The sequence below is a fragment of the Chlorobium sp. N1 genome, from assembly GCF_004332115.1.
Classification (GTDB): Bacteria; Bacteroidota; Chlorobiia; order Chlorobiales; family Chlorobiaceae; genus Chlorobium.
Map to the genome: position 1 here is coordinate 77385 of NZ_SJPA01000002.1, position 25007 is coordinate 102391.

The window sequence follows — 25007 nt, forward strand, 5'->3', positions numbered from 1 at the left end:
TTCACCCGGGTTGTAAGAGAGCCGAGACCGCCTTGCCGCCCCTGAGGATCATAAACAGCCGGGCGGCATAGAGCATGGAAAAGAGTGCCAGCAGTTCCTCGAACACCTCGCTGTGCCCGCGGAACGACGAAGCCGCCATAACGAAAAGGAGCAGAGCAAAACTTGGCGGCGGCAACAGAAGCCGCAGCAAAAGCGATGATGGCCTGGCCGGGAACAGCCACAGCGCAAAGGCGACCGCAGCCGCACTCATGCCGACCATCGGATAGAGATAGACGAAAAGCGGGTTGAAAAAGTTGTGCAGGGTCGTCTCATGCTGGTAGTTGTACTCTGCGAACACCCCGGACGATTCCCATCCGAAGAAACGCTGGCCCCAGCTCATCTCTTCACCGAACAGCACCACAAAAACCAGACCGAGCAGGAAAAGGAACAGTCGCAACCGGCCATGAACGCCGCTTGCCGAGGGGTGGCGCCCGAGCACGGCACAGCTGGCCCATGCCGTAGCACCTGCTATCAGAAAGCCGAACGAGCTGAGGTTCTCGAGCATGCCCTCGTGGCTCGGCTCGCCGAGCGCAAGAACAAACAGATGCATCGCTACGGCAGGGACCGTGGCGAAGACAAACAGCACCCCCGCCGCCCCATCCGAAAGGAAATCGTCACCCGAAAGAAAAGCCCGGAGCGCGCGGGTATCCACAAATTTGCGAAGAACCCCGGCCATGAGGGACGGAAGGGGGGTCAAAACGACAATCCCGCCAAGGCAGAGCATTGCGGCCATGCCGGCAACAGCCTGGCGAACCGCATTGATGCCCCCTGCCTCGAGCTTATGATCCACAGAGAGATGGGCTTCGGCGAAGCGAACCGAAAATGCGACGACATCGGAATAGGCGACCAGGATCAGGAGCGAGCATACGATCGCAAGCAATCCGGCAACCCTCTGGACAAAGCGGTACTTCATTGTGATTTTTCCGGTTGGGAAGAAGGGTGCACTCAGTCCAGATACTCCACGTACTTCTCGAAATCCGCCTTGTCGGGGAGCGTGATCGCCCCCGACGTGCAGATGGGCACGCAGCGCGTGCAGAGCACCAGGCAGTTGTAGGGGTTGCGGACGACCAGCTTCGGGCGGTGGATGCCGGTGGGGTCCGGCTCGCCCGCCTCGAACACCCCGGGCTTGCAGAGCACCTTGCAGTCGCCGCAGCCGTTGCAGAGCTCCGGCTTGATGGTCGGGTACCAGGGGATCTCCTCCCGGGGAACGGTGAGCCGCTTCCTGCGTTTCACTGGCGCCGCGGCGGGGACCGTCCCGGGTTTCGGGGGGCATGCGGGCGCCGAAAGCGCGGCTTTTGCGGCCGCTTCCGCCGCCTCAAGCGCGGAGACGGACGGGGGAGCGGCCGCCTCCTCGTCGAACCCGCCCATGGAGCGGGATTTCAGGATGAGGCGCAGCGATCGGACCGGCCGAAAAAGACATCCGTCGCAGGAGGGTTTTTCACATCTTCCGAAATAACAGTCGAGTATCTGCATACAAGAGTCAGTTCACGAGTTCCACGAAGTGCTCGAAATCGGCTGCTTCAGGCAGCGTGATCGCACCGGAGGGACAGCGCGGCACGCAGCGGGTGCAGAGCACCACGCAGTTGAAGGGGTTGGCGACCGTCATCTTCGGCCTGCCGGCTCCGGCGGCCGGAGCGGGAGCGAAGACTCCCGGCCGGCAGAGCGACTCGCACTCCCCGCATCCGTTGCAAAGCTCCGCATCGATCACGGGAAACCATGCGATCTCCTCGCGGGGAGCCGTAAGGCGTTTCTTCTGTCTGGGTGTGCTCATTGGTTCACTCTCTTCTTCGTTCGGCCCGGGGCCTGAAAAACGACGCCCTCCGCACTCCTGCACGGGCGGCAGGAACTGCGGAGGGCCGTCGGGTGTCTGCGGCCGGAGCCCTCAGCCGTTCTTCTCGGTGCAGGGAGCGAGGTGGCGGAGCTTGATCTCCACGGCCTCGGCAGCCTTGAGCAGCGGGTAGCCGGTGGGAGGCCCGGTGAGCAGCGGATGGGTGCCGAACTGCATGGTGAGCAGCTCGTTGATGGTCAGCTTGCTCTCGATGACGACGCCGAGGACGTTGATCAGCTCGCCGGCGCTCACGCCTCCCGTAACCGCACCGCCGAGCACCAGGCCGGACTCGCGGTTGACGATGAGCTTGACGAACTGCGCGGCCGTGCCTGGCATGGTCTTCGGATGCTTGTCGATGCCCTCGAACCCGGCGGAGACCACGTCGAAGCCGCGCTCACGGGCAAGGGCCTCCGTCACGCCGGCGGCGGCGAAGGTGATGCCGCCGATCGAGGTGGAGAAGATCGCGATCGTGCCGCCGAAGGTGCGCAGGCGGGAGAGGCCGAAGAGGTTCATGCCGGCGATGCGTGCCTCCGAGACCGCCGTCGAGGCGAGCATGAGGCCCTTGACGATGCGCGTGATGAAGGAGAACTTCTCGGCACAGTCGCCGACGGCGAAGATGTCCTTGTCCTCGGTACGCATGTACTCGTCCACCCTGATGGCGCCGAGTTCATTGAGCTTGATGCCGGCCTTCTCGGCAAGCGCCACGTTCGGGGCGTACCCCATGGCGAGGATGACGGCGTCGGCCTCGATCGAGTCGCCGCTCTCGAGCAGCACCTTGCTCACCCGGCCGTCCCGGCCGGCGAGCTCCTGTACCTTCTCGCCGGTACGGAGCACGACGCCGCGCTCCTTGAGGATCCCTTCGGCCTTCAGCGACAGGTCGCTGTCGAAGGCGAGGCTGAGCACGTGCGGCAGGACTTCGACGAGCGTGATCTCCTTGCCCTTCTTCATAAGCTCGTCGGCCATCTCGACGCCGATGAAGCCGCCGCCGATGATGACGACCTTGTGGCACGACTCCAGTTTTTCACGCACGCCGGCAAGATAGTCGCGATCCTTCGGGATGGTGAAGACGTTCTGGAGATCGCGTCCCTTCAGCCAGCCCGGCACCCTCGGCTGCGAACCGGTGGCGATGACCAGCTTGTCGAAGGAGATCTCCACACCGCCAGCGGTCGTTGCGCTCTTGGCCTGGCGGTCGATCGAAACCACCTCGTCGATGAGAAGCTCGACGCCGGCACCCTCGATATGCGCATTGGGTATCACGTTCTGCTCGATCCCCTGCAGGGTGCCGAATACGTACGGAATGCCGCACGGCACGACCGCCTGCGGCTCCCGGCGCACGACGAGAAAACTTTTTCCGGCATAGAAGGCCTTGCCGGTCGTGGCTGCGGCGATTCCCGCCGCGCTTCCGCCGATTACGAGTACATCAACCTGCTTCTGCATCATCATCCCTGTTTTTGATTTAGTGAGTCGTTATCCTGCCAGTATCCTGCGTACTTCCTCTTCGAAAATCCTGCATGCTTCCACGGCTCCCAGGGGATCCTTGCCCCCTGCCGTTGCCAGCTCCGGCTTTCCTCCGCCACCGCCCTTGACGGCCGCGGCCGCCATGCGGATGAGCTTGCCGGCGTCGATTCCCTTCTCCTTCACGGCCTCATCGGACGAGAAGGCCGCAAGCGACACCTTCCCGTCGGCCAGGCCGCAGAGCAGGCCCGTCGAGAGCGGAAGCTTTTCGCGCAGGGCCCCAGCCGCATTGCGGAGGCTCTCGGCGTCGGCGCCCTCGAGCACCTTCGTCACGATCCGGCATCCGGCGACCGCCAGAGACGCATCGGCCTCGCGCAGGAGGGCGTCGACGACCGAGGCGCTGCGCATGGAGGCAAGCTCCCGGTCGAGCTCTTTCTTCTCATCCTGCAGCTCTGCCACCTTCAGGGCGGCGGACTCGTCCGAACGGAGCTTGAGCTGCCGGCGCACCTCCTGGAGTTCACGGTACTCCCGCCAGAGCAGCTCCTCGGCAGCCCTGCCGGTCAGGGCCTCGATGCGCCGGATCCCGGCGGCGGCCGAAGACTCGCCGACGATCTTGAAGAGGCCGATCTGGCCGATGTTGTCGACATGGGTACCGCCGCAGAGCTCGGCGGAAATACCCGGCACCTCGACCATGCGGACCCGGTCGGCGTACTTGTCGCCGAAGAAGGCGAGCGCCCCTTTCCCGATGGCCTCGTCGTATGCCAGGTCAGCGTGCTTCTCCACATGTGCGGCCTGGCGGATCTGGCTGTTGACCTCCATTTCGACGGACTCGATCTCTTCGGGGGTCAGTTTCGAGAAGTGGCTGAAGTCGAAGCGGAGGCGTTCGGCGGTCACGTAGGAACCCTTCTGCTGCACATGCTCGCCGAGGATCCGGCGGAGCACGGCATGCAGAAGGTGGGTTGCGGTATGGTTGCGTTCGGTCTCCTGGCGGAGGCTGCGCTCGACCGAAGCCTCGAGGGTAACGGCCTCATCCATCGCGATGTCGGCGGCAGCGATTTCGGTGTCGCGAACCTTGTCGAAGGCGCGGCCGACGACATGGACGAACGAGTCGCCGTCCTTCTGGGTGTCGACGACCTCCATCCGGTAGGCCTCGCTCTCGAGCCAGCCGCGGTCTCCGGTCTGGCCGCCGCTCTCGGCGTAGAAGGGGGTGCGGTCGAGCACGAGCAGGAGGTTCTCTTTGCTGTGGGCGGCGCCGATGACCTGCGCCTCCATCTCGAGCCGGTCGTAGCCGCAGAACTCGGTCGAGTGCGACTCGCGGAACCACCGCCAGCTGCCGCCGTCCCCGCCGGCCTGCTGTTTTTCCTTACGGTCGCTGCGGGCCCTGGCCTTCTGCTGCTGCATGCAGTGCTCGAACCCCTCACCGTCCACCTCCAGGCCGGCCTCCTCTGCAAGGAGCCGGGTGAGGTCGAAGGGGAAGCCGTAGGTGTCGTACAGCTTGAAGGCGTCCTCGCCGCCGAGCATCTTCCTTCCGGCCTTCAGGGTTGCGGCGGAAAGTTCCGAGAAGATCTCCATGCCGCGGTCGAGCGTCAGGATGAAGCTCTCCTCCTCAGCCTTGATGATGCGCTCGACCGCCTCGCGCCGGTCGCGAAGTTCCGTGAACACGTCCCCCATGCTGTCGGCCAGTGTGCCGACGAGGCGGTGGAGGACCGGGCCGGTGCAGCCGAGGTCCCTCGAATAGCGGAGCGCACGGCGCAGGATGCGGCGCAGGACGTAGCCGCGCCCCTCGTTCGAAGGCATGGCGCCGTCGGAAAGGGCGAAGGTAAGGGTCCGGGCATGGTCGGCGATGACCCGCATGGCGATGTCCTGCCGTCCCTCCATCGTGGCGCCGTAGGCGACGCCGGTTAGCTCGGTGAGCCGGCCGAACAGGGGACGGAAGACGTCGGTGTCGTAGTTGGAGGCCTTGGCCTGGAGCACCGCGCATACCCGCTCGAAGCCCATGCCGGTATCGACGTGGCGCTGCGGCAGGGGCTCGAGCCGCCCGTCCGGCTGGCGGTCGTACTGGATGAAGACGAGGTTCCAGAGCTCTATGGCCCGGTGGTCGCCGGCGTTGACGAGCTCTTTTCCGGAACCGTCGGGGGTGAGGTCGATGTGGATCTCCGAGCAGGGGCCGCAGGGGCCGGTCTCGCCCATCTCCCAGAAATTGTCCTTGTCGCCGAAGCGAAGGATGTGCGAAGGATCGATCGAGGTCTTCTCCTCCCAGATCCGGAAACTCTCGTCGTCGTCGTGGTAGACCGTGGCGTAGAGACGCTCTTTCGGGAGTTTCCAGACCTCCGTAAGCAGCTCCCAGGCCCACGCGATCGCCTCATCCTTGTAGTAGTCGCCGAACGACCAGTTGCCGAGCATCTCGAAGAAGGTGTGGTGGTAGGTGTCGCGCCCCACGTCCTCGAGGTCGTTGTGCTTTCCGGAGGCCCGGATGCACTTCTGGGTGTCGGCGGCGCGGCTGTAAGGGCGGCTCCCCTTGCCGAGGAAAACGTCCTTGAACTGGTTCATGCCCGCATTGGTGAAGAGCAGCGTCGGATCGCCGGCCGGAATGACCGGGGCGGAACGGACGACGGAGTGGCCTTTGGCGGCAAAAAAATCCAGGAAGGACTGACGTATCTGGCGGGAGTGCATGGCGGAACTGAATCTGGTTTCTGTAGGGCCGGAATGCGCACGAAAGCGGCTCTTTCGGCCACAAAATTAACCTTTTTTCGTCCTTGATGCCAACTAATTATGCATTGTTTTTCACTCTCGGAACCCGCAGGTTCCCGCCCGGAACCTGCCCGATCGAGAGAGTCCTCGCCTTAGCGCAAAAAGCGTTATATTTCCTGATGCCCCCCGAGCGGGGCCGCACGCACCAGAGAACCACAAAGGGAGAAGCGCCATGAGCTGGGGAGTCGAAGATGAAGCCCGCCGCAAGGGGGTAAAGGAGTTGATGGATCTTTCCGAGAAGATCATGCGGGAGAACCCCAACCACGTCAACGAGGTCAAGAAAAGCTCGAGCGGCTGCTGGATGGAGCAGATGTACGGCATGCAGCGCTGCGACTTCTGCGACCTCTCCTCCGACTGCCCCATCCGGGAGGAGTCGGAATGGCAGGCCTACCTGAAGGCGAACAACATCGTCATCGAAAAGGATTCCGACGCCCGTCGGCAGCAGCCGGGATCCGGCAGCGCGGATCAGCCGGGCCGATAATGAGGCTTGCGTATACCCCGAGGATGGGTTATATTTCATCCTTTAGCGTATAATGCACAGGTGGCGCCCTGTTTTCTCATCACCCGCCAGCAATACATTTCACCATACAGCGACCCGATGAACGCCATGAGGGGATGTTCACCGCTGGGAGGATTTTGCTGTTTACCAACCACTGAACTAGTAATCAAGGGACAATGACTGACACAACAACGACAACACGACAGGTCAACGTGACCCCCAAAACCAGTGTGACCGTGCTCTTCGCCGGTGACTCCGGAGACGGCATGCAGCTGACCGGCACGCAGTTCGCCAACACCGTCGCGGTGTACGGGTCCGACCTGAATACCTTCCCGAACTTCCCCTCCGAGATCCGCGCCCCTGCCGGCACCATCTCGGGCGTCTCCGGCTTCCAGATGCAGTTCGGCAGCACCGCCGTCTACACCCCCGGCGCCAAGTTCGACGTGCTCATCGCCATGAACGCGGCCGCACTGAAGTCGAACATCGACAAGCTCCACCACGGCGGCATCATCATCGTCGACACCGACGGGTTCGACGCAAAGAACCTGAAGCTCTCGGGCTACGGCGAAGGGAACAACCCGCTCGAGGACGGCTCCCTCAACGACTACACGCTCTTCAGCGTCCCGGTCGTCTCGCTCACCCGCAAGGCTCTGGCCGACACGGGGCTCAGCGTGAAGAACATCGACCGCTGCAAGAACATGTTCATCCTCGGCATTCTCTACTGGCTCTACAGCCTGCCGATCGAGACCACCGTCCAGACCCTGAAGTCGAAGTTCAAGAACAAGGCCGACATCGCAGACGCCAACATCAAGGCGGTCACGGCCGGCTACAACTTCGGCGACGAGACCGACATGTTCGCGCAGTTCGGCCGCTTCGAAGTGGGACCCGCCGAAATGAAGAAGGGCACCTACCGCCGCGTCACCGGCAACGAGGCCGCAGCCATCGGCCTTGCCGCAGCCTCGAAGAAGGCCGGCCTGAAGCTCTTCCTCGGCTCCTACCCGATCACCCCGGCCACCGAGATCCTCCAGGCGCTCGCCAACATGAAGAAGTGGGGCGTGAAGACCTTCCAGGCCGAAGACGAAATCGCCGGCGTGCTCTCGAGCATCGGCGCATCCTACGGCGGCGCGCTCGCCGCGACCAGCACCTCCGGACCGGGCCTCGCCCTGAAGTCGGAAGCACTCGGCCTCGCCGTCATCATGGAGGTCCCGCTCGTCGTCATCAACGTGCAGCGCGGCGGCCCCTCCACCGGCCTTCCGACCAAGCCCGAGCAGAGCGACCTCTTCATCTCCATGTTCGGCCGCCACGGCGACGCACCGGTTCCGGTCATCGCAGCCTACTCGCCGGTCGACTGCTTCTACGCCGCCTACGAGGCCGCAAAGATCGCCGTCGAGCACATGACCCCGGTCATCTGCCTCACCGACGGCTACCTCGCGTTCAGCTCCGAGCCGATGCTGATCCCTTCGCCGGACAGCCTGCTCGACGTCAAGCCCGTCTTCGCCAAGCCCCGCAACGAGGGCGACGCCCCCTACCTTCCCTACAAGCGCGACGAGCGCGCCGTGAGGGAGTGGGCCGTCCCCGGCACCAAGGGCCTCGAGCACCGCATCGGCGGCCTCGAAAAGTCGCACGAGACCGGTAACGTCTCGCACGATCCGGCAAACCACCAGCTGATGACCGACCTCCGCCTCCAGAAGGTCGAGAAGGTCGCCGACTCCATTCCCCTCCAGACCATCGACAACGGCCCCGAGAAGGGCGACCTGCTGGTGCTCGGCTGGGGTTCGACCTACGGCGCAATCAAGATCGCCGTCGACCGCGCACGGAAGGCCGGCCACAGCGTGGCGCACGCCCACCTGCGCTACCTGAACCCCTTCCCGAAGAACCTCGGCGAGATCCTCTCGAGCTACAAGAAGGTGCTCATCCCCGAGAACAACTGCGGCCAGCTGCTCATGATGATCCGCGACCGCTTCCTCATCGAGCCCGTCGCATTCAACAAGGTCGAGGGCCTGCCGTTCAACGAGATGGAAATCGAAGCAAAAATCACCGATATCGTAAAGGAGCTTTAAATCATGACCGATACACTCACAACCCTTACCGCCAAGGACTTCACCTCCAACCAGGAGCCCAAATGGTGCGCCGGCTGCGGAGACCATGCGGTCCTGCAGCAGCTCAAGAGCGCGATGGCCGACCTCGGCCTCAAGACCGAAGAGGTCGTCGTGGTCTCCGGCATCGGATGTTCCTCGCGCCTCCCCTACTACGTGGCAACCTACGGCGTGCACGGCATCCACGGCCGCGCCCTGCCGGTCGCCAGCGGACTGAAGGCCGCCCGCCCCGAACTCAACGTCTGGGTAGCGACCGGTGACGGCGACGCCCTCTCGATCGGCGGCAACCACTACATCCACACCATCAGGCGCAACCCCGACCTGAACGTGATCCTGCTCAACAACGAGATCTACGGCCTGACCAAGGGCCAGTACTCGCCGACCTCGAAGATCGGACAGAAGACCGTCACCTCTCCGAACGGCGTCGTCGACTACCCGATGAACACCGTCGCCCTGACGCTCGGCGCCGGCGGCACGTTCGTCGCCAGGGTGACCGACCGCGACGGCAAGTTCATGCGCGAGATCTTCAAGCGCGGAGCCGAGCACCGCGGCACCTCGCTCATCGAGATCTACCAGAACTGCCCGATCTTCAACGACAACGCCTTCTCGGCCTTCACCGACCGCGAGCGCAAGGCCGACACCACGCTCTACGTCGAAAACGGCCAGCCGCTGGTCTTCGGCAAGGAGAGCGAAAAGGGCATCCGTCTCGACGGGTTCACCCCCAAGGTGGTCAACCTCAACGACGGCTCCGTCTCGAAGGAGGACCTCTGGATCCACGACGAGAAGGACTTCAACAAGGCCAACATCCTCTCGCGCTTCTTCGACGACCCGAACGCTTCCGAGGACTTCCTCCCGCGCCCCTTCGGCATCTTCTACGTCGAGGACCGCTTCACCTACGAGGACGCGCTCACCGCGCAGGTCGAGAAGGCCCAGGAGAACGGCGAGGGTACGCTCGAGGCCCTGCTTGCAGGCAACAGCACCTGGACCATCAAGTAAGCTCCCCCGGAGCATAGCGAACAGGAAAAGCCGGCTTCACCGCCGGCTTTTCTTCGTTTACCACTCACTCGTCGGGCCGGAAACCATTCACCATTGAAAGGACTTGACCAATGAACATTCTGGACATCAAGGCCAATCCGGACAAGACGCTCACCATCATTGCCGACAATGGGTGCATCGGCACATTCGACCTCACCCCGTACCTTCACCATGAGGCGTTTGAAGGGATCAACGACACGGAGGAGTTCCTGAACGTGCGAAACGGAGGGTACTATGGAGAATGGGACTCTGGCAGAGACCTCTCAGCCGACACGATAGAGGCAAACCGGACCATCACCGGAAAAGTACCTGTCTCTGCATACACCGCCTGACGTATACCATAAGCCCCAAAGAGAAACCCCCGCCGCCTGGCGAGGGTTTCTCTTTTCAGGAAGCTCCGTCCGACAGGCCCTTCAGCCCTCGTCGTTCCAGACGCCCATCGCGGAGAACTTTTCGATGCGGTTTTCGACAAGCTCCGAAGGAGGAACCGGCACGAGCGCCTTGAGCTCCTCGATCAGCAGCCCCTTCAGGGTGGAGGCCATCGCCTCGGGATCGGTATGCGCCCCGCCCATCGGTTCGGGAACGATGCGGTCGATGATCCCCTGTTTCAGGAGGTCTTCGGCGGTGAGCTGCAGCGCCTCGGCCGCCTGCTCCTTGTAGTTCCAGCTGCGCCAGAGGATGGAGGAGCAGCTCTCGGGGGAGATGACCGAGTACCAGCTGTTCTCGGCCATGAGGATGCGGTCGCCCACGCCGATGCCGATGGCGCCTCCGCTGGCCCCTTCGCCGATGATGACGACGATGACCGGAACGGTGAGCTTGGCCATCTCGTAGAGGTTGCGGGCGATGGCCTCGGCCTGCCCGCGCTCCTCGGCCTCGATGCCGGGGAATGCACCGGGGGTGTCGATGAGGGTGATGACGGGCTTCCGGAACTTCTCGGCGAGCTTCATCAACCGGAGCGCCTTGCGGTACCCCTCGGGCTGGGCCATACCGAAGTTGCGGTAGAGGTTCGACTTGGTGTCGCGGCCTTTCTGGTGCCCGATCACCATCACCGGCTGCGAGTAGCCGGAAGCGCGGTCCTCAAGGCGGGCGAAGCCGCCGACGATGGCCTTGTCGTCGCTGAAGTGCCGGTCGCCGGCAAGTTCAGTGAAGTCGCAGGTCATCATGTAGATATAGTCGAGCGTATAGGGGCGTTCCGGGTGGCGGGCCAGCTGCACCTTCTGCCACCGGGTGAGGTTGCGGTAGATCGATTGGCGGAGCTGGTCGACCTTCTTTTCAAGCGTTACAATCTCTTGGGAGAGCGCGTCGCTCTCTGCGGGCGCCTGTTCGCGGGAGCTGCTCCGGAGACACTGGCGCATCTCGTTGAGCTTGGCTTCCAGTTCGACAACGGGTTTTTCGAAATCAAGCACGACATTCGTAGCCATAGTGCGCGGTATAAGGTATGAGGGTCACTTCCGGAACCCTTTCGGGGGGCCGGAAACGGTTAGCGAAAAAAAAAGTCCATCGGGCGGAGGCCCGGATGGACTTTTTTATGAAAATACGGCATTGAACGGGGGGAGGAGGATTATCCGCCGACCTCATCCTTGAGTGCCTTGCCGGGCTTGAACTTCACGACTTTCTTGGCGGGAATGGTGATGGCCTTTCCGGTCTGGGGGTTGCGGCCCTGGCGTGCAGCCCTGTCGCCCGTGGTGAAGGTGCCGAAGCCAACGAGAGTGACATCGTCGCCACCCTTGAGGGAGGAGGTCACGACATTGATGAAGGCGTTGACTGCGCGCTCGGCATCGACTTTGGTGAGGTTGGCCTGTGCGGCAATCTTCTCTACTAACTCAGCTTTTGACATGTGGCAATGTTTTTTGTTGGAGTGAAACCTGATCAAAGAGCAAAGATACTAATGCAATGAATTTAAACAGTACTTCATAAAGATGCAATCTGTTTTTGCCAATAAACATCAAGAGATCCGGCAATTTGAAGTTCGCGGTACGCTATGTTATATTCACTATCTTTGATCAGCGGATCCCCGGAAGGGGGTTCGGGTACCCCAAAACTCCAGTTTGAGCAATGACTTCGATCAGCAACGTCTCCAAGGGCTCCATTATCCGTTTCAAGGGTGAGCCCCATATCATCGAAAGCCTCGTGCACCGCACCCCGGGCAACCTCCGCGCCTTCTACCAGGCCGGCATGCGCAACCTCAAGAGCGGACGCAACGTCGAGTACCGCTTCAGCGCCACCGAGTCGGTCGACCTCATCGTCACCGAACGCAAGGAGTACCAGTACCTCTATCCCGACGGGAAGGACTTCGTCATGATGGACACCGAGACCTTCGACCAGATCAACGTTCCCGAAGAGGCCATCGGCGCGGCCGTGCGCTTCATCAAGGACGGGCTCAACGTCTTCATCCTCTTTTCCGACGACGGAACGATCCTCAGTGTCGAGCTTCCGACCTTCGTCGAGGTCGAGGTCGTCGAGACCAGCCCCGCGACAAAAGACGACCGTGCGACCAGCGGCACCAAGCCCGCGACCATCGAGACCGGCGCCGAGGTCAGCGTTCCCATGTTTATCCAGACCGGCAGCATCATCCGCGTCGATACCCGCAGCGGGGAGTACATTGAGCGGGTCAAAAAATAACCCATAGCCCCAAACCAACCATGAACTTCAAAGAAATCCAGCAGCTCATCGGCCTCGTCAACGACAGCGACCTCCAGGAAGCCATCATCGAGGAGGGTGACTTCAAGATCACCCTTCGGCGCGCCGCCGCTGCTCCCGTCCAGCAGGCTCCGGCACCGGCAGCCCCGGCTGCGCCCGCAGCACCGGCCGCCGCTCCCGCTCCCGTCGTCGAAGCCACCGTCACCACGCAGCAGGCAGGCCTCATCGACGTCTGCTCGCCGATCGTCGGCACCTTCTACCGCGCATCCTCGCCGGACGCTGCTCCGTTCGTCAATGTCGGCGACACCGTCAAGAAGGGCGACGTGCTCTGCATCGTCGAAGCCATGAAACTGATGAACGAGATAGAAGCCGAAATGTCGGGCACCATCGCCGAAGTACTCGTCGAAAACGGCCAGCCCATCGAGTACGATCAGCCGCTCTTCCGCATCAAACCCTAACCCATGTCATCCCCAACACCCGTGTTCAAGAAAATCCTTGTCGCAAACCGGGGCGAGATCGCCCTGCGCATCATGCAGACCTGCCGCGAGATGGGCATCAGCACGGTAGCCGTCTACTCCACGGCGGACGCTGATTCGATCCATGTAAAGTACGCCGACGAAGCCGTCTGTATCGGCCCGCCCCTTTCACGGGAGAGCTACCTGAACATCGCGAGCCTCATGGCCGCGGCCGAGGTCACCAACGCCGACGCGATCCATCCCGGTTACGGATTCCTTGCCGAAAACGCCGACTTCTCCGACGTCTGCAATTCGGCCGGCATCAAGTTCATCGGCCCCTCGGCCCGCATGATCAACCAGATGGGCGACAAAAACACCGCCAAGGCCACCATGATCAAGGCCCAGGTCCCTGTCGTTCCCGGCAGCCCGGGCCTCGTCACCGACCTCAAGGAGGCCATTGAGGTGGCGAAGAAAACCGGCTACCCCGTCATCATCAAGCCGACCGCCGGCGGCGGCGGCAAGGGCATGCGGGTCGTCACGGAGGAGAGCCAGCTCGAAAAGGCCCTCAACACCGCCCGCAGCGAGGCCGAGCAGGCCTTCGGCAACAGCGGCGTCTACATCGAGAAGTTCCTCGAGAACCCCCGCCACGTCGAGATCCAGATCCTTGCCGACCAGCACGGCAACGTCCTGCACCTCGGAGAGCGCGACTGCACCGTGCAGCGCCGCCACCAGAAGCTGATCGAGGAGACCCCCTCCCCGGTCGTCGACGAGGCCCTGCGCAAGCGCATGGGCGATGCGGCGGTCGCCGCCGCCAAGGCGATCGACTACGAGGGCGCCGGCACCATCGAGTTCCTGCTCGACCGCCACAAGGACTTCTACTTCATGGAGATGAACACCCGCATCCAGGTCGAGCACCCTGTGACCGAGGAGCGCTACGATGTCGACATCGTCAAGGAGCAGATCCTGGCAGCCGCCGGTGTGTCGCTCGAGGGACGCAGCTTCTCGCCGAAAGGCCACTCGATCGAATGCCGCATCAACGCCGAGGATCCCGAGCACATGTTCCGCCCCTCCCCCGGCAAGCTCCAGGTGTTCCACACCCCCGGCGGCCACGGCGTAAGGGTCGACTCGCACTGCTACGCCAGCTACGTCATCCCCTCCAACTACGACTCGATGATCGCCAAGCTCATCGTCACCGCGCATACCCGCGAAGAGGCGATCGAGCGCATGTCGAGGGCGCTCGACGAGTTCATCGTCGTCGGCATCAAGACCACCATCCCCTTCCACAAGCAGGTGATGCACAACCAGGTCTTCCGCAGCGGAGAGTTCGACACCGGCTTCCTCGACAGCTTCCGCTTCGAGAAGAAGTAGCGTTCGCCCCATCGCACCCACACGGAAAAGGCCGCCCTTCAACAAGGCGGCCTTTTCTCTTTTCCTCCAGCCGAAGCCGTTCCCAACGGAAAACAAAGTTATTGTACACACAAATAACAAAGTAATCGTACACCCAACGAGATCGCAGGAGTCCTATGGCCAAGCTGGCAGAAGCATTGAGGGCACTGCACGCCCTGCAGGACAGGAACGGCGGTGTCGTCCGGTCGCGCGACCTCAGCCCTGCACAGAGAACCCTCCTTGCCAAAGAGGGGTTCATGCGCCCGATCATCAAGGGATGGTATCTCATGGCAAACCAGCACGATGCCGACAGAGATTCCACGTCATGGCATGCGGGGTTCCGGGCCTTCCTCCGCACCTACCTCGGCAGCCGGTTCGGCACCTCATACTGCCTCAACGCCGAAGCCTCGCTTCTCCTGCATACCAGGAGCACCCTCGTGCCCCGGCAGGTCCCCGTCCTCGCTACAGAAGGAGGCAGCTCCATCATCGAGCTGCCCTTCGGATGCTCGATCGTCATCTACAGCGACAAAAAAAATTTTCCGGCCGCACGAGCGCAGCTTCTCGGACTTCAACTCCTTACCCTTCCGGCAACCCTCCTGAGGCTCATGCCCCGCTCGTTCACGGCTCACCCCCGGGACGCAGAAATCGCGCTCGGCATGCTCACCGACATCGGTGAACTGCTCTCCCTGGTCCTTGAACAGCAGGCGCCGCTCCGGGCCACAGGGAGGGTGGCCGGGGCGCTTCGGCGCATGGGACGCAATCACGATGCCGAACGGCTGATACGCACCCTGCAGCTTGCCGGCATGAGCGTGCGGCCGACCGATCCGTTCAATCAGCCATCCCCGACCATCGGGCCCCTAAAGAGCCGCTCCCCCTACGCCCGGAGGCTTACGGCCATGTGGGCCGAATGGAGGGACGAGGTCCTCGCCCTCTTCCCGCCGGCCCCCGGACTGCCGACGGACGCCGGAGCCTACCTCGACGACGTGGATGAACGCTACACCCTCGACGCCTACAACTCGCTCTCCATCGAGGGGTACAGGGTCAGCCGGGAGCTCATCGAGCGAATCGCAGTGGAGGGGTGGAATCCCGACGGCGACCGGCGGGATGGCGAAGAGGGCGATGCACTGGCCGCCAGAGGGGTACATCCAGGCCTTCAGGGCCGTCAGGGAGGACATTCGACTGATCCTCGAAGGGGGGGATCCCGCATCGCTCATCACGACGGCCCATCATCGCTGGCACGCCGAACTCTTCGCCCCTGCCCTCAGGGCCGGGATTCTAGAAGCCCACCAGCTTGCCGGCTACCGCAACGGACCCGTCTACATCCGGAACTCCCGCCATACGCCGCTTCCCGCCGAAGCCCTCGTCGACCCCATGGAGACGCTGTTCACTCTCATCGGAGAAGAACGGGAACCCTCCGTTCGTGCAGTGCTCGGCCATCACCTGTTCGTCTTCATCCACCCGTACTTCGACGGGAACGGCCGGCTCGGAAGGTTCCTCCTCAACGCCCTTTTGGCCTCTGGCGGTTATCGCTGGACCGTTGTCAGGATGGAGAGAAGGAGCGCCTATATGGCCGCGCTCGAAGAGGCGAGCGCAAACGGCAGGATCGCCGCTCTGACCCGGTTCCTTGCCGAAGAGATGAGCAGAGGATAGAGGGAACCCTGGCGGTGGCCTCGAGACCCCGCCGAGGGACACCAACGAAAAAAGCCGCCCTTCAAAGAGGCGGCTTTTTCCGTTATGGCTCGTTCGGCTCCGGGGGAGCTTACTCCTCCATCGCCTCGCGGCGGGCCTGGGCTTCGGCTTCCGCCGCCGCGGCAGCGGCTTCGGAGGCTTCGACCGCTTCGCCTGCAAGGCGGATGGTCTTGTACTTCTTCAGGCCGGTGCCGGCGGGGATGAGCTTGCCGACGATGACGTTCTCCTTGAGGCCGGCCAGGTGGTCGACCTTTCCGGCGACGGCCGCATCGGTCAGCACCTTGGTGGTCTCCTGGAAGGAGGCCGCCGAGATCACGCTCTCGGTCTGGAGCGCCGCACTCGTGATGCCGAGCAGGACCGGATGCGAGGTCGCCTGGAGGGCGGGCTCGAAGGCGATCAGCTGCTTCTCGTTCTTGCGCAGGTCGCGGTTGAGCTTGGTCAGGTCGCGCTGGCGGTGGAGCTGGTCGTCCTGGATCCTCGGCGGAGCATCGCCGCGCTCGGTGACGCGCACCTGCTCGGCAACGGTCTCGTTGGCATCGAGGAAGACGCTGCGGTCGATCAGGTCGCCGGGGAGCAGGGCGGTGTCGCCCGACTCCTCGACGCGGACCTTCTGGAGCATCTGGCGGACGATCACCTCAAGGTGCTTGTCGTTGATCTCCACGCCGGCGTTGATCTGGTAGACCTTCTGGATCTCGTTGACCAGGTACTGCTGCACGGCGTTGGGACCCTGGATGCGGAGGATGTCCTGCGGGGAGACGGCGCCGTCGGTCAGCGGATCGCCGGCCTTGACCTCGTCGCCCTCGTTGGCGAGCACATGCTTGCCGACCTGGACGTAGTACGTCTTCTCCTCTCCGAAGTCGTTCTTCACCTTGATCTCCTTGCTGCTGCGGCGCTGCGAGCCGAAGCTGACGTAGCCGTCGATCTCGGAGACGATGGCCGGATCGGTCGGGATGCGGGCCTCGAACAGCTCGGTGACCTTCGGAAGGCCGGCCGTGATGTCGCCGCCGGCGCGGTCGAGGTTACGCGGAACCTTGGCCATGATGTCGCCCGGCACGACCTTCTGGCCGTCCTCGACGTAGAGGTTGCTCTTGATCGGCACGGGGTAGGTCTTCTGGACCTCGCCGTTCATGTCGATGATCATGAGGCGCGGCTCACGGGTCTCGGTGGCGCGAAGCTTGGAGCGCCAGTTGATGATCGTGTGCTGCGCGAATCCGGTCTGGGGATCGACCTCCTCCTTGTACGTCACGCCTTTTTCGATGTCGGCGAACTTGACCGTACCGTTGATCTCGGCGATGATCTGCGTGCTGTTGGGCTCGTTGCTGAAGAGGACCTGGTCCTTCTTGACCTGGTCGCCCTGGGCAACTGCCAGATGCGCGCCGTGCGGGACGACGTAGCGCTTCAGCACCTTGCCGCTCTCCGGATCGACGATGTTGATCTTGCCGTTCTTGTGGATGACGATGGTGCGCTCCTCCTCGATGCCGTCCTCGTTGACGGCCGAGTGCTGGACGGACTTGATGTCCTCGAACTCGACGGTACCCTCGTTGAAGGCCTTGGTCTCGGTTTCGGAGATGCCGCCCTGCGCAGTACCGCCCTGGTGGAAGGTACGCAGCGTCAGCTGGGTACCCGGCTCACCGATGGACTGCGCCGCGATGACGCCGACCGCCTCGCCGATCTCCACGAGCTTGTGGACGGAGAGGTTGGTGCCGTAGCACTTCGAGCAGATGCCCTGCTTCGATTCGCAGGTGAGCACCGAGCGGATCTCGGCCTCTTCGACGCCGGGGGTGTCCTGGATGAGCTCTGCGAGCTCCTCGGTGATCGTTTCGCCGGCGGGTACGATCACATTGCCGGTGATGGTGTCGTAGATGTCGCGGGCCGCAACGCGTCCCTTGATCTTCTCGCGGAACTTGATCTGGCCGCTGGTCTCCTCTTCGATATTGCGCTGGACGAGCAGGCCGCGGGTGGTGCCGCAGTCGTCCATGGTGACGATGACGTCCTGGGCCACGTCGTGGAGACGGCGGGTCAGGTAGCCGGCGTCTGCCGTCTTCAGCGAGGTGTCGGACAGACCCTTACGGGCACCGTGCGTCGAGATGAAGTACTCGAGGACGGTCAGACCCTCCTTGAGGTTCGAAATGATCGGGTTCTCGATGATCTCGCCCGGCTGGCCCGACATGGACTTCTGCGGACGGGCGATGAGACCCCTCATGCCGGTGAGCTGGCGGACCTGCTCACGCGAGCCGCGGGCGCCGGAATCGAGCATCATGTAAAGCGGGTTGAACCCTTCGCGGTCCTTCTTGAGCTTCTGGTAGGACTCCTCCGCAACGATGTTGGAGGTCTTCTGCCAGACGTCGACGATCTGGTTGTAGCGCTCGTTGTCGGTCAATGTACCGCGGTTGTACTCCTTGACGACGCGGGTGCTGTCGCGCTGGGCGCTCTTGATGTACTTCGCCTTGGTCTCCGGCACGATGGCGTCGGAGAGGCCGACCGAGAGGCCGCCCTTCATGGCGTAGTGGAAACCGACCTGCTTGATGTTGTCGAGGAAGCGGGCGGTCTCGACGTTGCCGACCTCGCTGGAGAGGCGGCCGATGAGTTCCTTTGCGACCTTCTTGTCGATGACGCGGTTGATGAAGCCGATACTCTCCGGTACGCTCTCGTTGAAGATCACGCGGCCGACCGTGGTGACGAGCATGGTCTTCTTCTGGAGCTGCTCCTTCAGCCAGGTGTGCTTCTCCGTGCCGGGCTCGACGATCCAGTCGAGGGCGCGAAGCGGGTCGAACTTCTGGTCGAGGCGTCCGTCGTACTGCACGAAGATCTGCGCGTGCAGGCCGAGACGGCCCTCGTTATGGGCGATGAGCACGTCCTCGCGGCTGTAGAAGATGCCGCCCTCGCCCTGGCTCTTCGGACGGGACTTGGTGAGGTAGTACATGCCGAGCACCATGTCCTGCGAAGGAACGGTGACCGGTTTGCCGGACTGCGGCAGGATCAGGTTGTGCGACGAGAGCATGAGGAGCGAAGCCTCGAGCTGCGCCTCCTGTGAGAGCGGAACGTGCACGGCCATCTGGTCGCCGTCGAAGTCGGCGTTGAATGCCGTACAGACGAGCGGATGGATCTGGATCGCCTTGCCTTCGATAAGGGTCGGCTGGAAGGCCTGAATGCCGAGACGGTGGAGGGTCGGTGCGCGGTTGAGCAGCACCGGACGGCCGTCGATGACCTTCTCGAGGACGTCCCAGACAATGGGATCCTTCTTGTCGATCAGCTTCTTGGCCGACTTGACGGACTTGGCGATGCCGCGCTCGACGAGGCGGCGGATGACGAAGGGCTGGAAGAGCTCGATGGCCATGCTCTTCGGCAGGCCGCACTCGTGCAGCTTCAGCTCAGGACCGACCACGATGACCGAACGGCCGCTGTAGTCGACGCGCTTGCCGAGAAGGTTCTGGCGGAAGCGGCCCTGCTTGCCCTTCAGGGCGTCGGAGAGCGACTTGAGCGGGCGGTTGGACTCGCCGGTTTTGACGGCGTTGGCCTTGCGGGAGTTGTCGAAGAGTGCGTCGACGGCCTCCTGCAGCATCCGCTTCTCGTTGCGCAGGATCACCTCCGGGGCACGGATGTCGATCAGCTTCTTGAGGCGGTTGTTGCGGATGATGACCCTGCGGTACAGGTCGTTGAGATCCGAGGTGGCGAAACGGCCGCCTTCGAGCGGAACGAGCGGACGGAGCTCCGGCGGAATGACCGGGATGGCCTCCATCACCATGTACTCGGGCTTGTTGCCCTCGTAGATGTAGGGCTCGGGCATGTCGTCCTCCGGGAAGAGCCCGGTGGACTTCTTGCGGACCTTCTTCTGCGGGTCGTAGCTCTTGCGGAAGGCCTCGACGACCTTCAGGCGCTTCAGCGCGTCGGCGCGCTTCTGCTCGGAGCTGCTCTCGCGCAGGATCGTGCGCAGCTGGACGGCCGCGGCGTCGAGGTCGATGTTCTTTAGGAGCATGTGGATGGCCTCGCCGCCCATCTTGGCGACGAACTTCTGCGGATCCGAGTCCTCGAGGTCCTGGTTGTCCTCGTACTCCGTGATGATCTGGAAGTACTGCTCCTCGGTCAGCCGGTCGAGCTTCTTGATGCCCTGCTTCTCGCCCGGCTCGCCGGGGTTGATGACGACGTACACCTCGTAGTAGATGATGCGCTCGAGCTCCTTGGTGGAGAGGTCGAGCAACGCGCCGATCTTGCTCGGCACGGAGCGGAAGAACCAGGTGTGCACGACCGGAACGGCAAGGGAGATATGTCCCATGCGTTCGCGGCGCACGCTCTTGGTCGTCACCTCGACGCCGCAGCGGTCGCAGATGATGCCCTTGTAGCGGACACGCTTGTACTTGCCGCAGTAGCACTCCCAGTCCTTGGTGGGACCGAAAATCTTCTCGCACATCAGGCCGTCACGCTCCGGCTTGAAGGTACGGTAGTTGATGGTCTCGGGCTTCAGCACCTCTCCGCGCGAGTGGGCGAGGATGCTCTCGGGCGAGGCGATGCTGAACTTTATCCTTGAAAAATCACCTTTCAGCGGCGATGCTCCCTGTGAAAAAATCATGATCGATATCCTGGTTAAACGACTCTTTTCAGCTTCCGTTACTAGTGGTCACTCCGGGGTCCCGGCCCCTGTCGGCTAAGGGACCCTGTCGTCGATGCGGACCTCGAGTCCGAGGCCCTGCAGCTCCCTGATGAGCACGTTGAACGACTCGGGGATGCCCGGCTCGGGAAGGTTCTGGCCCTTCACGATGGACTCGTAGGTCTTGTTGCGTCCGATGACGTCGTCGGACTTGACCGTGAGCATCTCACGGAGGATGTTGGCGGCGCCGTAGGCCTCGAGCGCCCAGACCTCCATCTCACCGAAGCGCTGGCCGCCGAACTGGGCCTTTCCGCCGAGCGGCTGCTGGGTGATGAGCGAGTAGGGGCCTGTGGAACGGGCGTGGATCTTGTCGTCGACAAGGTGGCTCAGCTTCAGCATGTAGATGTAGCCGACCGTGACCTCGTCGTCGAACTGCTCGCCGGTGCGGCCGTCGTAGAGACGGACCTTGCCGTGCGCGGGCAGGCCGGCACGCTCGAGCTCCGCCTGCACCTCCTCGTAGGTGGCGCCGTTGAAGATCGGGGTCTTGAACTTGACGCCGAGCTTCTTGCCGGCCCAGCCGAGCGAGGTCTCGTAGAGCTGGCCGATGTTCATGCGGCTCGGCACGCCGAGCGGGTTGAGCACGATGTCGACCGAGGTGCCGTCGGCCATGAAGGGCATATCCTCGACGGGGAGGATCTTGCCGACCACGCCTTTGTTACCGTGGCGGCCGGCCATCTTGTCGCCGACCTGGATCTTGCGCTTCTGGGCGATGTAGACCTTCGCCAGCTCCTCGATGCCCGGAGGAAGCTCGTCGCCGACGTTGACCTTGTACTTTTCGTTCTCGCGCTCGTCGGCCAGATCCTTCAGCTTGAAGCGGAACTCCTTGACGAGGCGGATGACGGCCTCGTCGACCTTCTTCGTGCCGGTGACCCCCTTCGTGAAGTCGATCGACTCGAGGAACGGAAGGCTCGAGAACCTCGAGAGCAGGGCCTCATCGAAAGCCGCGCCGTCCTCGGCGAGGCTCTTGCCCTTGTCGCTCATGAGTCCCTTGACCTTCTTGGAGCCGAGCATCTGGCGGAGCCATTTCTCGAAGCTCTTGCGCAGCTCGATCTCACGGCGCTCGAAGCGCGCATCGATGAGCTCGAGCTTCTCCTTGACGTCCATGCCGACCTTCTTCTTGCGGCTGAAGAGCTTCGTCTTGATGACGATACCCTTCATGCCGGCGGGCACGTGCATGGAGGCGTCCTTGACGTCGCTGGACTTGTCGCCGAAAATGGCGCGAAGCAGCTTCTCCTCGGGAGTCGGGTCGCTCTCGCCTTTCGGCGTGATCTTGCCGACGAGGATGTCGCGCTCCTTGACCTCGGCGCCGATGCGCACGATGCCGTTCTCGTCGAGGTTGCGCAGCGCTTCGTCGCTGACGTTGTAGATGTCGCGGGTGAACTGCTCCTCTCCGCGCTTCGTGTCGCGCACGTTGGCCTCGAACTCGTGGACGTGGATCGAGGTGAAGACGTCGTCGTAGACGAGCCGCTCGCTGAGGATGATGGCATCCTCGAAGTTGTAGCCGCGCCACGGCATGAAGGCCACGAGCACGTTCTTGCCGAGGGCCAGCTCGCCCTCTTCGGTCGATGAACTGTCGGCGAGCACGGTGCCCTTCTCCACCTTCTGGCCGTTACGGACCAGCGGCTTCTGCGAAATGCAGGTATCCTGGTTGGAGCGCTTGAACTTGATCATCCGGTAGGTCTTCAGCCCCTCGTCCGGATCGAGCAGCGACATGTGCTCGTTGTTCTCCTCGTCCATCTCGTAGCGGACCTTGATGTACTCGGCGGTGACCTCCTCGACGATGCCGGGGCCCTCGCCGAGAATGACCGAGCGGGAGTCGCGGGCGACCTTGGCCTCCATGCCGGTGCCGACGACCGGTGCCTCGGAGACGAGGAGCGGCACAGCCTGGCGCTGCATGTTGGCGCCCATCAGTGCGCGGTTGCCGTCATCGTGCTCGAGGAACGGGATGAGGGCCGCAGCCGCACTGACGATCTGCACCGGGGAGACGTCCATGTAGTTGACGTCCTCGGAGGGAACCAGCGGGTAGTCGCCCTTGGTCCTGGCCTGCACGCTCTCGACGGCGATGTTGTTGTTCTCGTCCATCGGGATGCTGACCGGGACGGTGATCTTGTTCTCCTCGTCCTCGGCCGAGAGCATGAGGACCTCGTCGGTCACATGGCCCTTGTCGACGACGCGGTAGGGGGTCTGGATGAAGCCCTTGTCGTTGATCTCGGCATAGACCGAAAGCGACGAGATGAGGCCGATGTTCGGACCTTCAGGGGTTTCGATCGGGCAGAGCCTTCCATAGTGGGTATAGTGGACGTCGCGCACCTCGAAGCCTGCGCGCTCGCGGGTCAGGCCGCCCGGTCCGAGCGCCGAGACCCTCCGCTTGTTGGTCATCTCGGCCAGCGGGTTGGTCTGGTCCATGAACTGCGAGAGCTGGCTCGTGGCGAAGAAGCTCGAGACCACACTCGACACCGTTCGGGCGTTGATGAGGTCGGCCGGGGCGATCTTGTCCGAGTCGCGGCTGTTGAGCTTCTCGCGGACGTTCTTGCCCATGCGGGCCAGGCCGATGACGAACTGCGCGGCAAGCTGCTCGCCGACCGAACGGACGCGGCGGTTGGCCAGATGGTCGACATCGTCCACCTCGGCCTGGCCGTTGACCAGCTTGATGAGGTAGTTGATGACGGCGATGATGTCGAGATGCGTGAGCACGAGGATCTCCTCTCCCAGCGGCTCGTCGGAGAACGACTGGATGGTCTGGAGGATCTTCTCGTGGATGGTGTCGGAGAGGGTCTTGAGCTCCGGCTGGCCGGAGAGGAACTCGTCCATCTCGGTGAACTCGCGCGAGAGCTTCTTGCCGATGCGGTAGCGGCCGACCTCGCCGAGGTCGTACTTCTTCTGGTTGAAGAAGGTGCGCTCGAGGAAGCTGCGTGCGGCATCGATGTCGGGAGCCTCGTTGGCGCGAAGCTCTTCGTAGACGATCTCGAGGGCCTCCTCTTCGGTGGCCGAGCTGTCGTTGAGGATCGTGTTGATGACGATCGACTTGTCCTGACCCTTCTCGCTGCCGTTGAAGCTCTTCATGATCTTCACGCTCTTGTAGCCGGCGGCCTGGATCTGCTCGAAGATATCCTCGGTGATGGCGGTACGGGCGCTGACGACCTCGCCGGTCTGCATGTCGACGATGTCGGATGCCAGGTACTGGCCGACAAGGCGGTCCTTCTTGGCGGCCTTCAGCGGCACCTCCTCGACAAGGTCGAAGAGGCTGAGGATGTCCTCATCGCGCGTAAAGCCGATGGCGCGCAGGAGCGCGGTGACCAGGAAGTTCTTCTTCTGGTCTATATAGACGAAAATCTGGTTGTTGATGTCGGTCTGGAACTCGATCCACGACCCTCTGGTCGGGACGATCTTGGCCGAATACATCTTTTTGCCGTTCGGGTGCACGGCCTCGCTGAACACCACGCCGGGGGAGCGGTGGAGCTGGGCCACGACGACGCGCTCGGCGCCGTTGACGATGAAGGTACCCCGCTCGGTCATATAGGGGATCCTGCCGAGGTAGACCTCCTGCTGGATGGTCTCCTTCCAGTCGGTCTCGTCGGGTTCGTCCTTGTAGGAGAGCTTGAGCTTGACCTTCAGCGACACGTCGTAGGTGAGCCCGCGCTCGATGCAGTCCTCCACGGTGTACTTCGGCTTGTCGAAGCTGTAGGAGATGTACTCGAGCAGATAGAGACCCCTGGTGTCAGTAATGGGAAAAGCGCTGCGCAGAACCTTTTCAAGGCCCTGATCCCTCCGCTTGGCGAGGGGAACGCTGTCCTGGATGAAACTGTGGAAGGAGTCGAGCTGGACCTTCAGAAGGTCGGGAGCTTCTATAACGCTTTGGATTTTGGAAAAGTCAATAGACGGTGTTGATGTTGCATCAGCCACTTTCACAAGCACCTCGCTTTTGTTCAATTGCATGAAAATCTGTTAACCGGTGCCGGCCCGGTCACCCGGCCGAATCCTGGTCATATCGTCACGTGACCACGCCTAAACTACATGTGCAGAAACAGACAAAGCCCCGCTTCTGAAAAGAAGCGGAGCTTGCTGTTTCACATCGGCTCTTCTGAAATCACTTCAGCTCTACAGATGCGCCTGCGTCCTTGAGCTCCTTCTGGAGCTTCTCGGCCTCATCCTTCGAGACGGCTTCCTTGACGGTCTTCGGAGCACCGTCGACCAGGTCCTTGGCCTCTTTCAGGCCCAGGCCGGTGATGGCGCGCACAACCTTGATGACGTTGATCTTGCTGTCGCCGGCGGCGGTCAGGACCACGTCGAACTCGGTCTGCTCTTCGCCTGCGGCTGCGGCACCGGCGGCGGGAGCTGCGGCTGCGGCAACGGCGACGGGAGCGGCGCTGACGCCGAACTTCTCTTCAAGCGACTTGACAAGCTCAGATGCTTCGGTAAGGGTAAGTTTACCAATTTCCTCTACAAGTGTTTCGATGGACATTATTGTCTCTCTCCTGGTTTTGATTGA

The 25007-nt window shown here is 62.7% G+C and carries 18 protein-coding genes; 8 read left to right on the plus strand and 10 right to left on the minus strand.

Annotation, left to right across the window (positions count from 1 at the left end):
- Position 1: 1 nt before the first annotated feature.
- The 5 genes from E0L29_RS03745 to alaS form a co-directional block, all read right to left on the minus strand.
- On the minus strand, positions 2-952 hold the full coding sequence (locus tag E0L29_RS03745) for a hypothetical protein (protein WP_131354917.1): 951 nt from the start codon (positions 950-952) through the stop codon (positions 2-4).
- A gap of 32 nt (positions 953-984) precedes the next feature.
- On the minus strand, positions 985-1512 hold the full coding sequence (locus E0L29_RS11510; RefSeq protein ID WP_165498818.1) for a ferredoxin family protein: 528 nt from the start codon (positions 1510-1512) through the stop codon (positions 985-987).
- Positions 1513-1519: 7 nt separating this feature from the next.
- Positions 1520-1810, minus strand: a complete 291-nt coding sequence (locus tag E0L29_RS03755; RefSeq protein ID WP_131354920.1) for a 4Fe-4S binding protein — start codon at positions 1808-1810, stop codon at positions 1520-1522.
- Between the two features lie 111 nt (positions 1811-1921).
- The gene (locus E0L29_RS03760; RefSeq protein ID WP_131355759.1) at positions 1922-3304 is read right to left on the minus strand and encodes an FAD-dependent oxidoreductase; all 1383 of its coding nucleotides are present in this window, start codon (positions 3302-3304) and stop codon (positions 1922-1924) included.
- Positions 3305-3334: 30 nt separating this feature from the next.
- Positions 3335-5995: an alanine--tRNA ligase gene (alaS, locus tag E0L29_RS03765; protein WP_131354923.1), complete on the minus strand. Its 2661-nt coding sequence runs from the start codon at positions 5993-5995 to the stop codon at positions 3335-3337.
- 250 nt (positions 5996-6245) lie between these two features.
- Between alaS and E0L29_RS03770 the strand changes: the two genes are divergently transcribed.
- From E0L29_RS03770 to E0L29_RS03785, 4 genes are all read left to right on the plus strand, one after another.
- Complete coding sequence (locus E0L29_RS03770; protein WP_131354926.1) at positions 6246-6554, plus strand: hypothetical protein; 309 nt, start codon at positions 6246-6248, stop codon at positions 6552-6554.
- 194 nt (positions 6555-6748) lie between these two features.
- Positions 6749-8632 carry a 2-oxoacid:acceptor oxidoreductase subunit alpha gene (locus E0L29_RS03775; protein WP_131354929.1) on the plus strand — a complete coding sequence of 628 codons (1884 nt, stop codon included), beginning with the start codon at positions 6749-6751 and terminating at the stop codon, positions 8630-8632.
- Positions 8633-8635: 3 nt separating this feature from the next.
- Positions 8636-9664, plus strand: a complete 1029-nt coding sequence (locus E0L29_RS03780) for a 2-oxoacid:ferredoxin oxidoreductase subunit beta (RefSeq protein ID WP_131354932.1) — start codon at positions 8636-8638, stop codon at positions 9662-9664.
- 110 nt (positions 9665-9774) lie between these two features.
- Complete coding sequence (locus E0L29_RS03785; protein WP_131354935.1) at positions 9775-10035, plus strand: DUF2442 domain-containing protein; 261 nt, start codon at positions 9775-9777, stop codon at positions 10033-10035.
- Between the two features lie 81 nt (positions 10036-10116).
- Here the strand turns inward: E0L29_RS03785 and E0L29_RS03790 are convergent, their stop codons facing one another.
- Both E0L29_RS03790 and E0L29_RS03795 read right to left on the minus strand, forming a co-directional pair.
- On the minus strand, positions 10117-11124 hold the full coding sequence (locus tag E0L29_RS03790; protein ID WP_131354938.1) for an acetyl-CoA carboxylase carboxyltransferase subunit alpha: 1008 nt from the start codon (positions 11122-11124) through the stop codon (positions 10117-10119).
- A 140-nt stretch (positions 11125-11264) separates the two neighbouring features.
- Positions 11265-11540: an HU family DNA-binding protein gene (locus E0L29_RS03795; RefSeq protein ID WP_131354941.1), complete on the minus strand. Its 276-nt coding sequence runs from the start codon at positions 11538-11540 to the stop codon at positions 11265-11267.
- Positions 11541-11758: 218 nt separating this feature from the next.
- Between E0L29_RS03795 and efp the strand changes: the two genes are divergently transcribed.
- The 4 genes from efp to E0L29_RS03815 all read left to right on the plus strand — a co-directional run bounded on the left by efp (position 11759) and on the right by E0L29_RS03815 (position 15834).
- Positions 11759-12325: an elongation factor P gene (gene efp / locus E0L29_RS03800; protein ID WP_131354944.1), complete on the plus strand. Its 567-nt coding sequence runs from the start codon at positions 11759-11761 to the stop codon at positions 12323-12325.
- Positions 12326-12345: 20 nt separating this feature from the next.
- The gene (accB, locus tag E0L29_RS03805) at positions 12346-12801 is read left to right on the plus strand and encodes an acetyl-CoA carboxylase biotin carboxyl carrier protein (RefSeq protein WP_131354948.1); all 456 of its coding nucleotides are present in this window, start codon (positions 12346-12348) and stop codon (positions 12799-12801) included.
- A 21-nt stretch (positions 12802-12822) separates the two neighbouring features.
- Positions 12823-14166, plus strand: coding sequence for an acetyl-CoA carboxylase biotin carboxylase subunit (gene accC, locus E0L29_RS03810; protein ID WP_131355764.1), 1344 nt, complete (start codon positions 12823-12825; stop codon positions 14164-14166).
- Between the two features lie 1137 nt (positions 14167-15303).
- Positions 15304-15834 carry a Fic family protein gene (locus tag E0L29_RS03815; RefSeq protein ID WP_165498819.1) on the plus strand — a complete coding sequence of 177 codons (531 nt, stop codon included), beginning with the start codon at positions 15304-15306 and terminating at the stop codon, positions 15832-15834.
- Between the two features lie 109 nt (positions 15835-15943).
- On the opposite strand, the gene rpoC is transcribed toward E0L29_RS03815, so the two are convergent.
- From rpoC to rplL, 3 genes are all read right to left on the minus strand, one after another.
- Positions 15944-20440 (minus strand): DNA-directed RNA polymerase subunit beta', encoded by a 4497-nt coding sequence (gene rpoC, locus E0L29_RS03820; protein ID WP_131354954.1) that lies wholly within the window; start codon positions 20438-20440, stop codon positions 15944-15946.
- Between the two features lie 75 nt (positions 20441-20515).
- Positions 20516-24454 carry a DNA-directed RNA polymerase subunit beta gene (rpoB, locus tag E0L29_RS03825; protein ID WP_165498820.1) on the minus strand — a complete coding sequence of 1313 codons (3939 nt, stop codon included), beginning with the start codon at positions 24452-24454 and terminating at the stop codon, positions 20516-20518.
- Positions 24455-24605: 151 nt separating this feature from the next.
- Positions 24606-24980: a 50S ribosomal protein L7/L12 gene (gene rplL, locus E0L29_RS03830; RefSeq protein ID WP_131354957.1), complete on the minus strand. Its 375-nt coding sequence runs from the start codon at positions 24978-24980 to the stop codon at positions 24606-24608.
- Between the last annotated feature and the right edge of the window lie 27 nt (positions 24981-25007).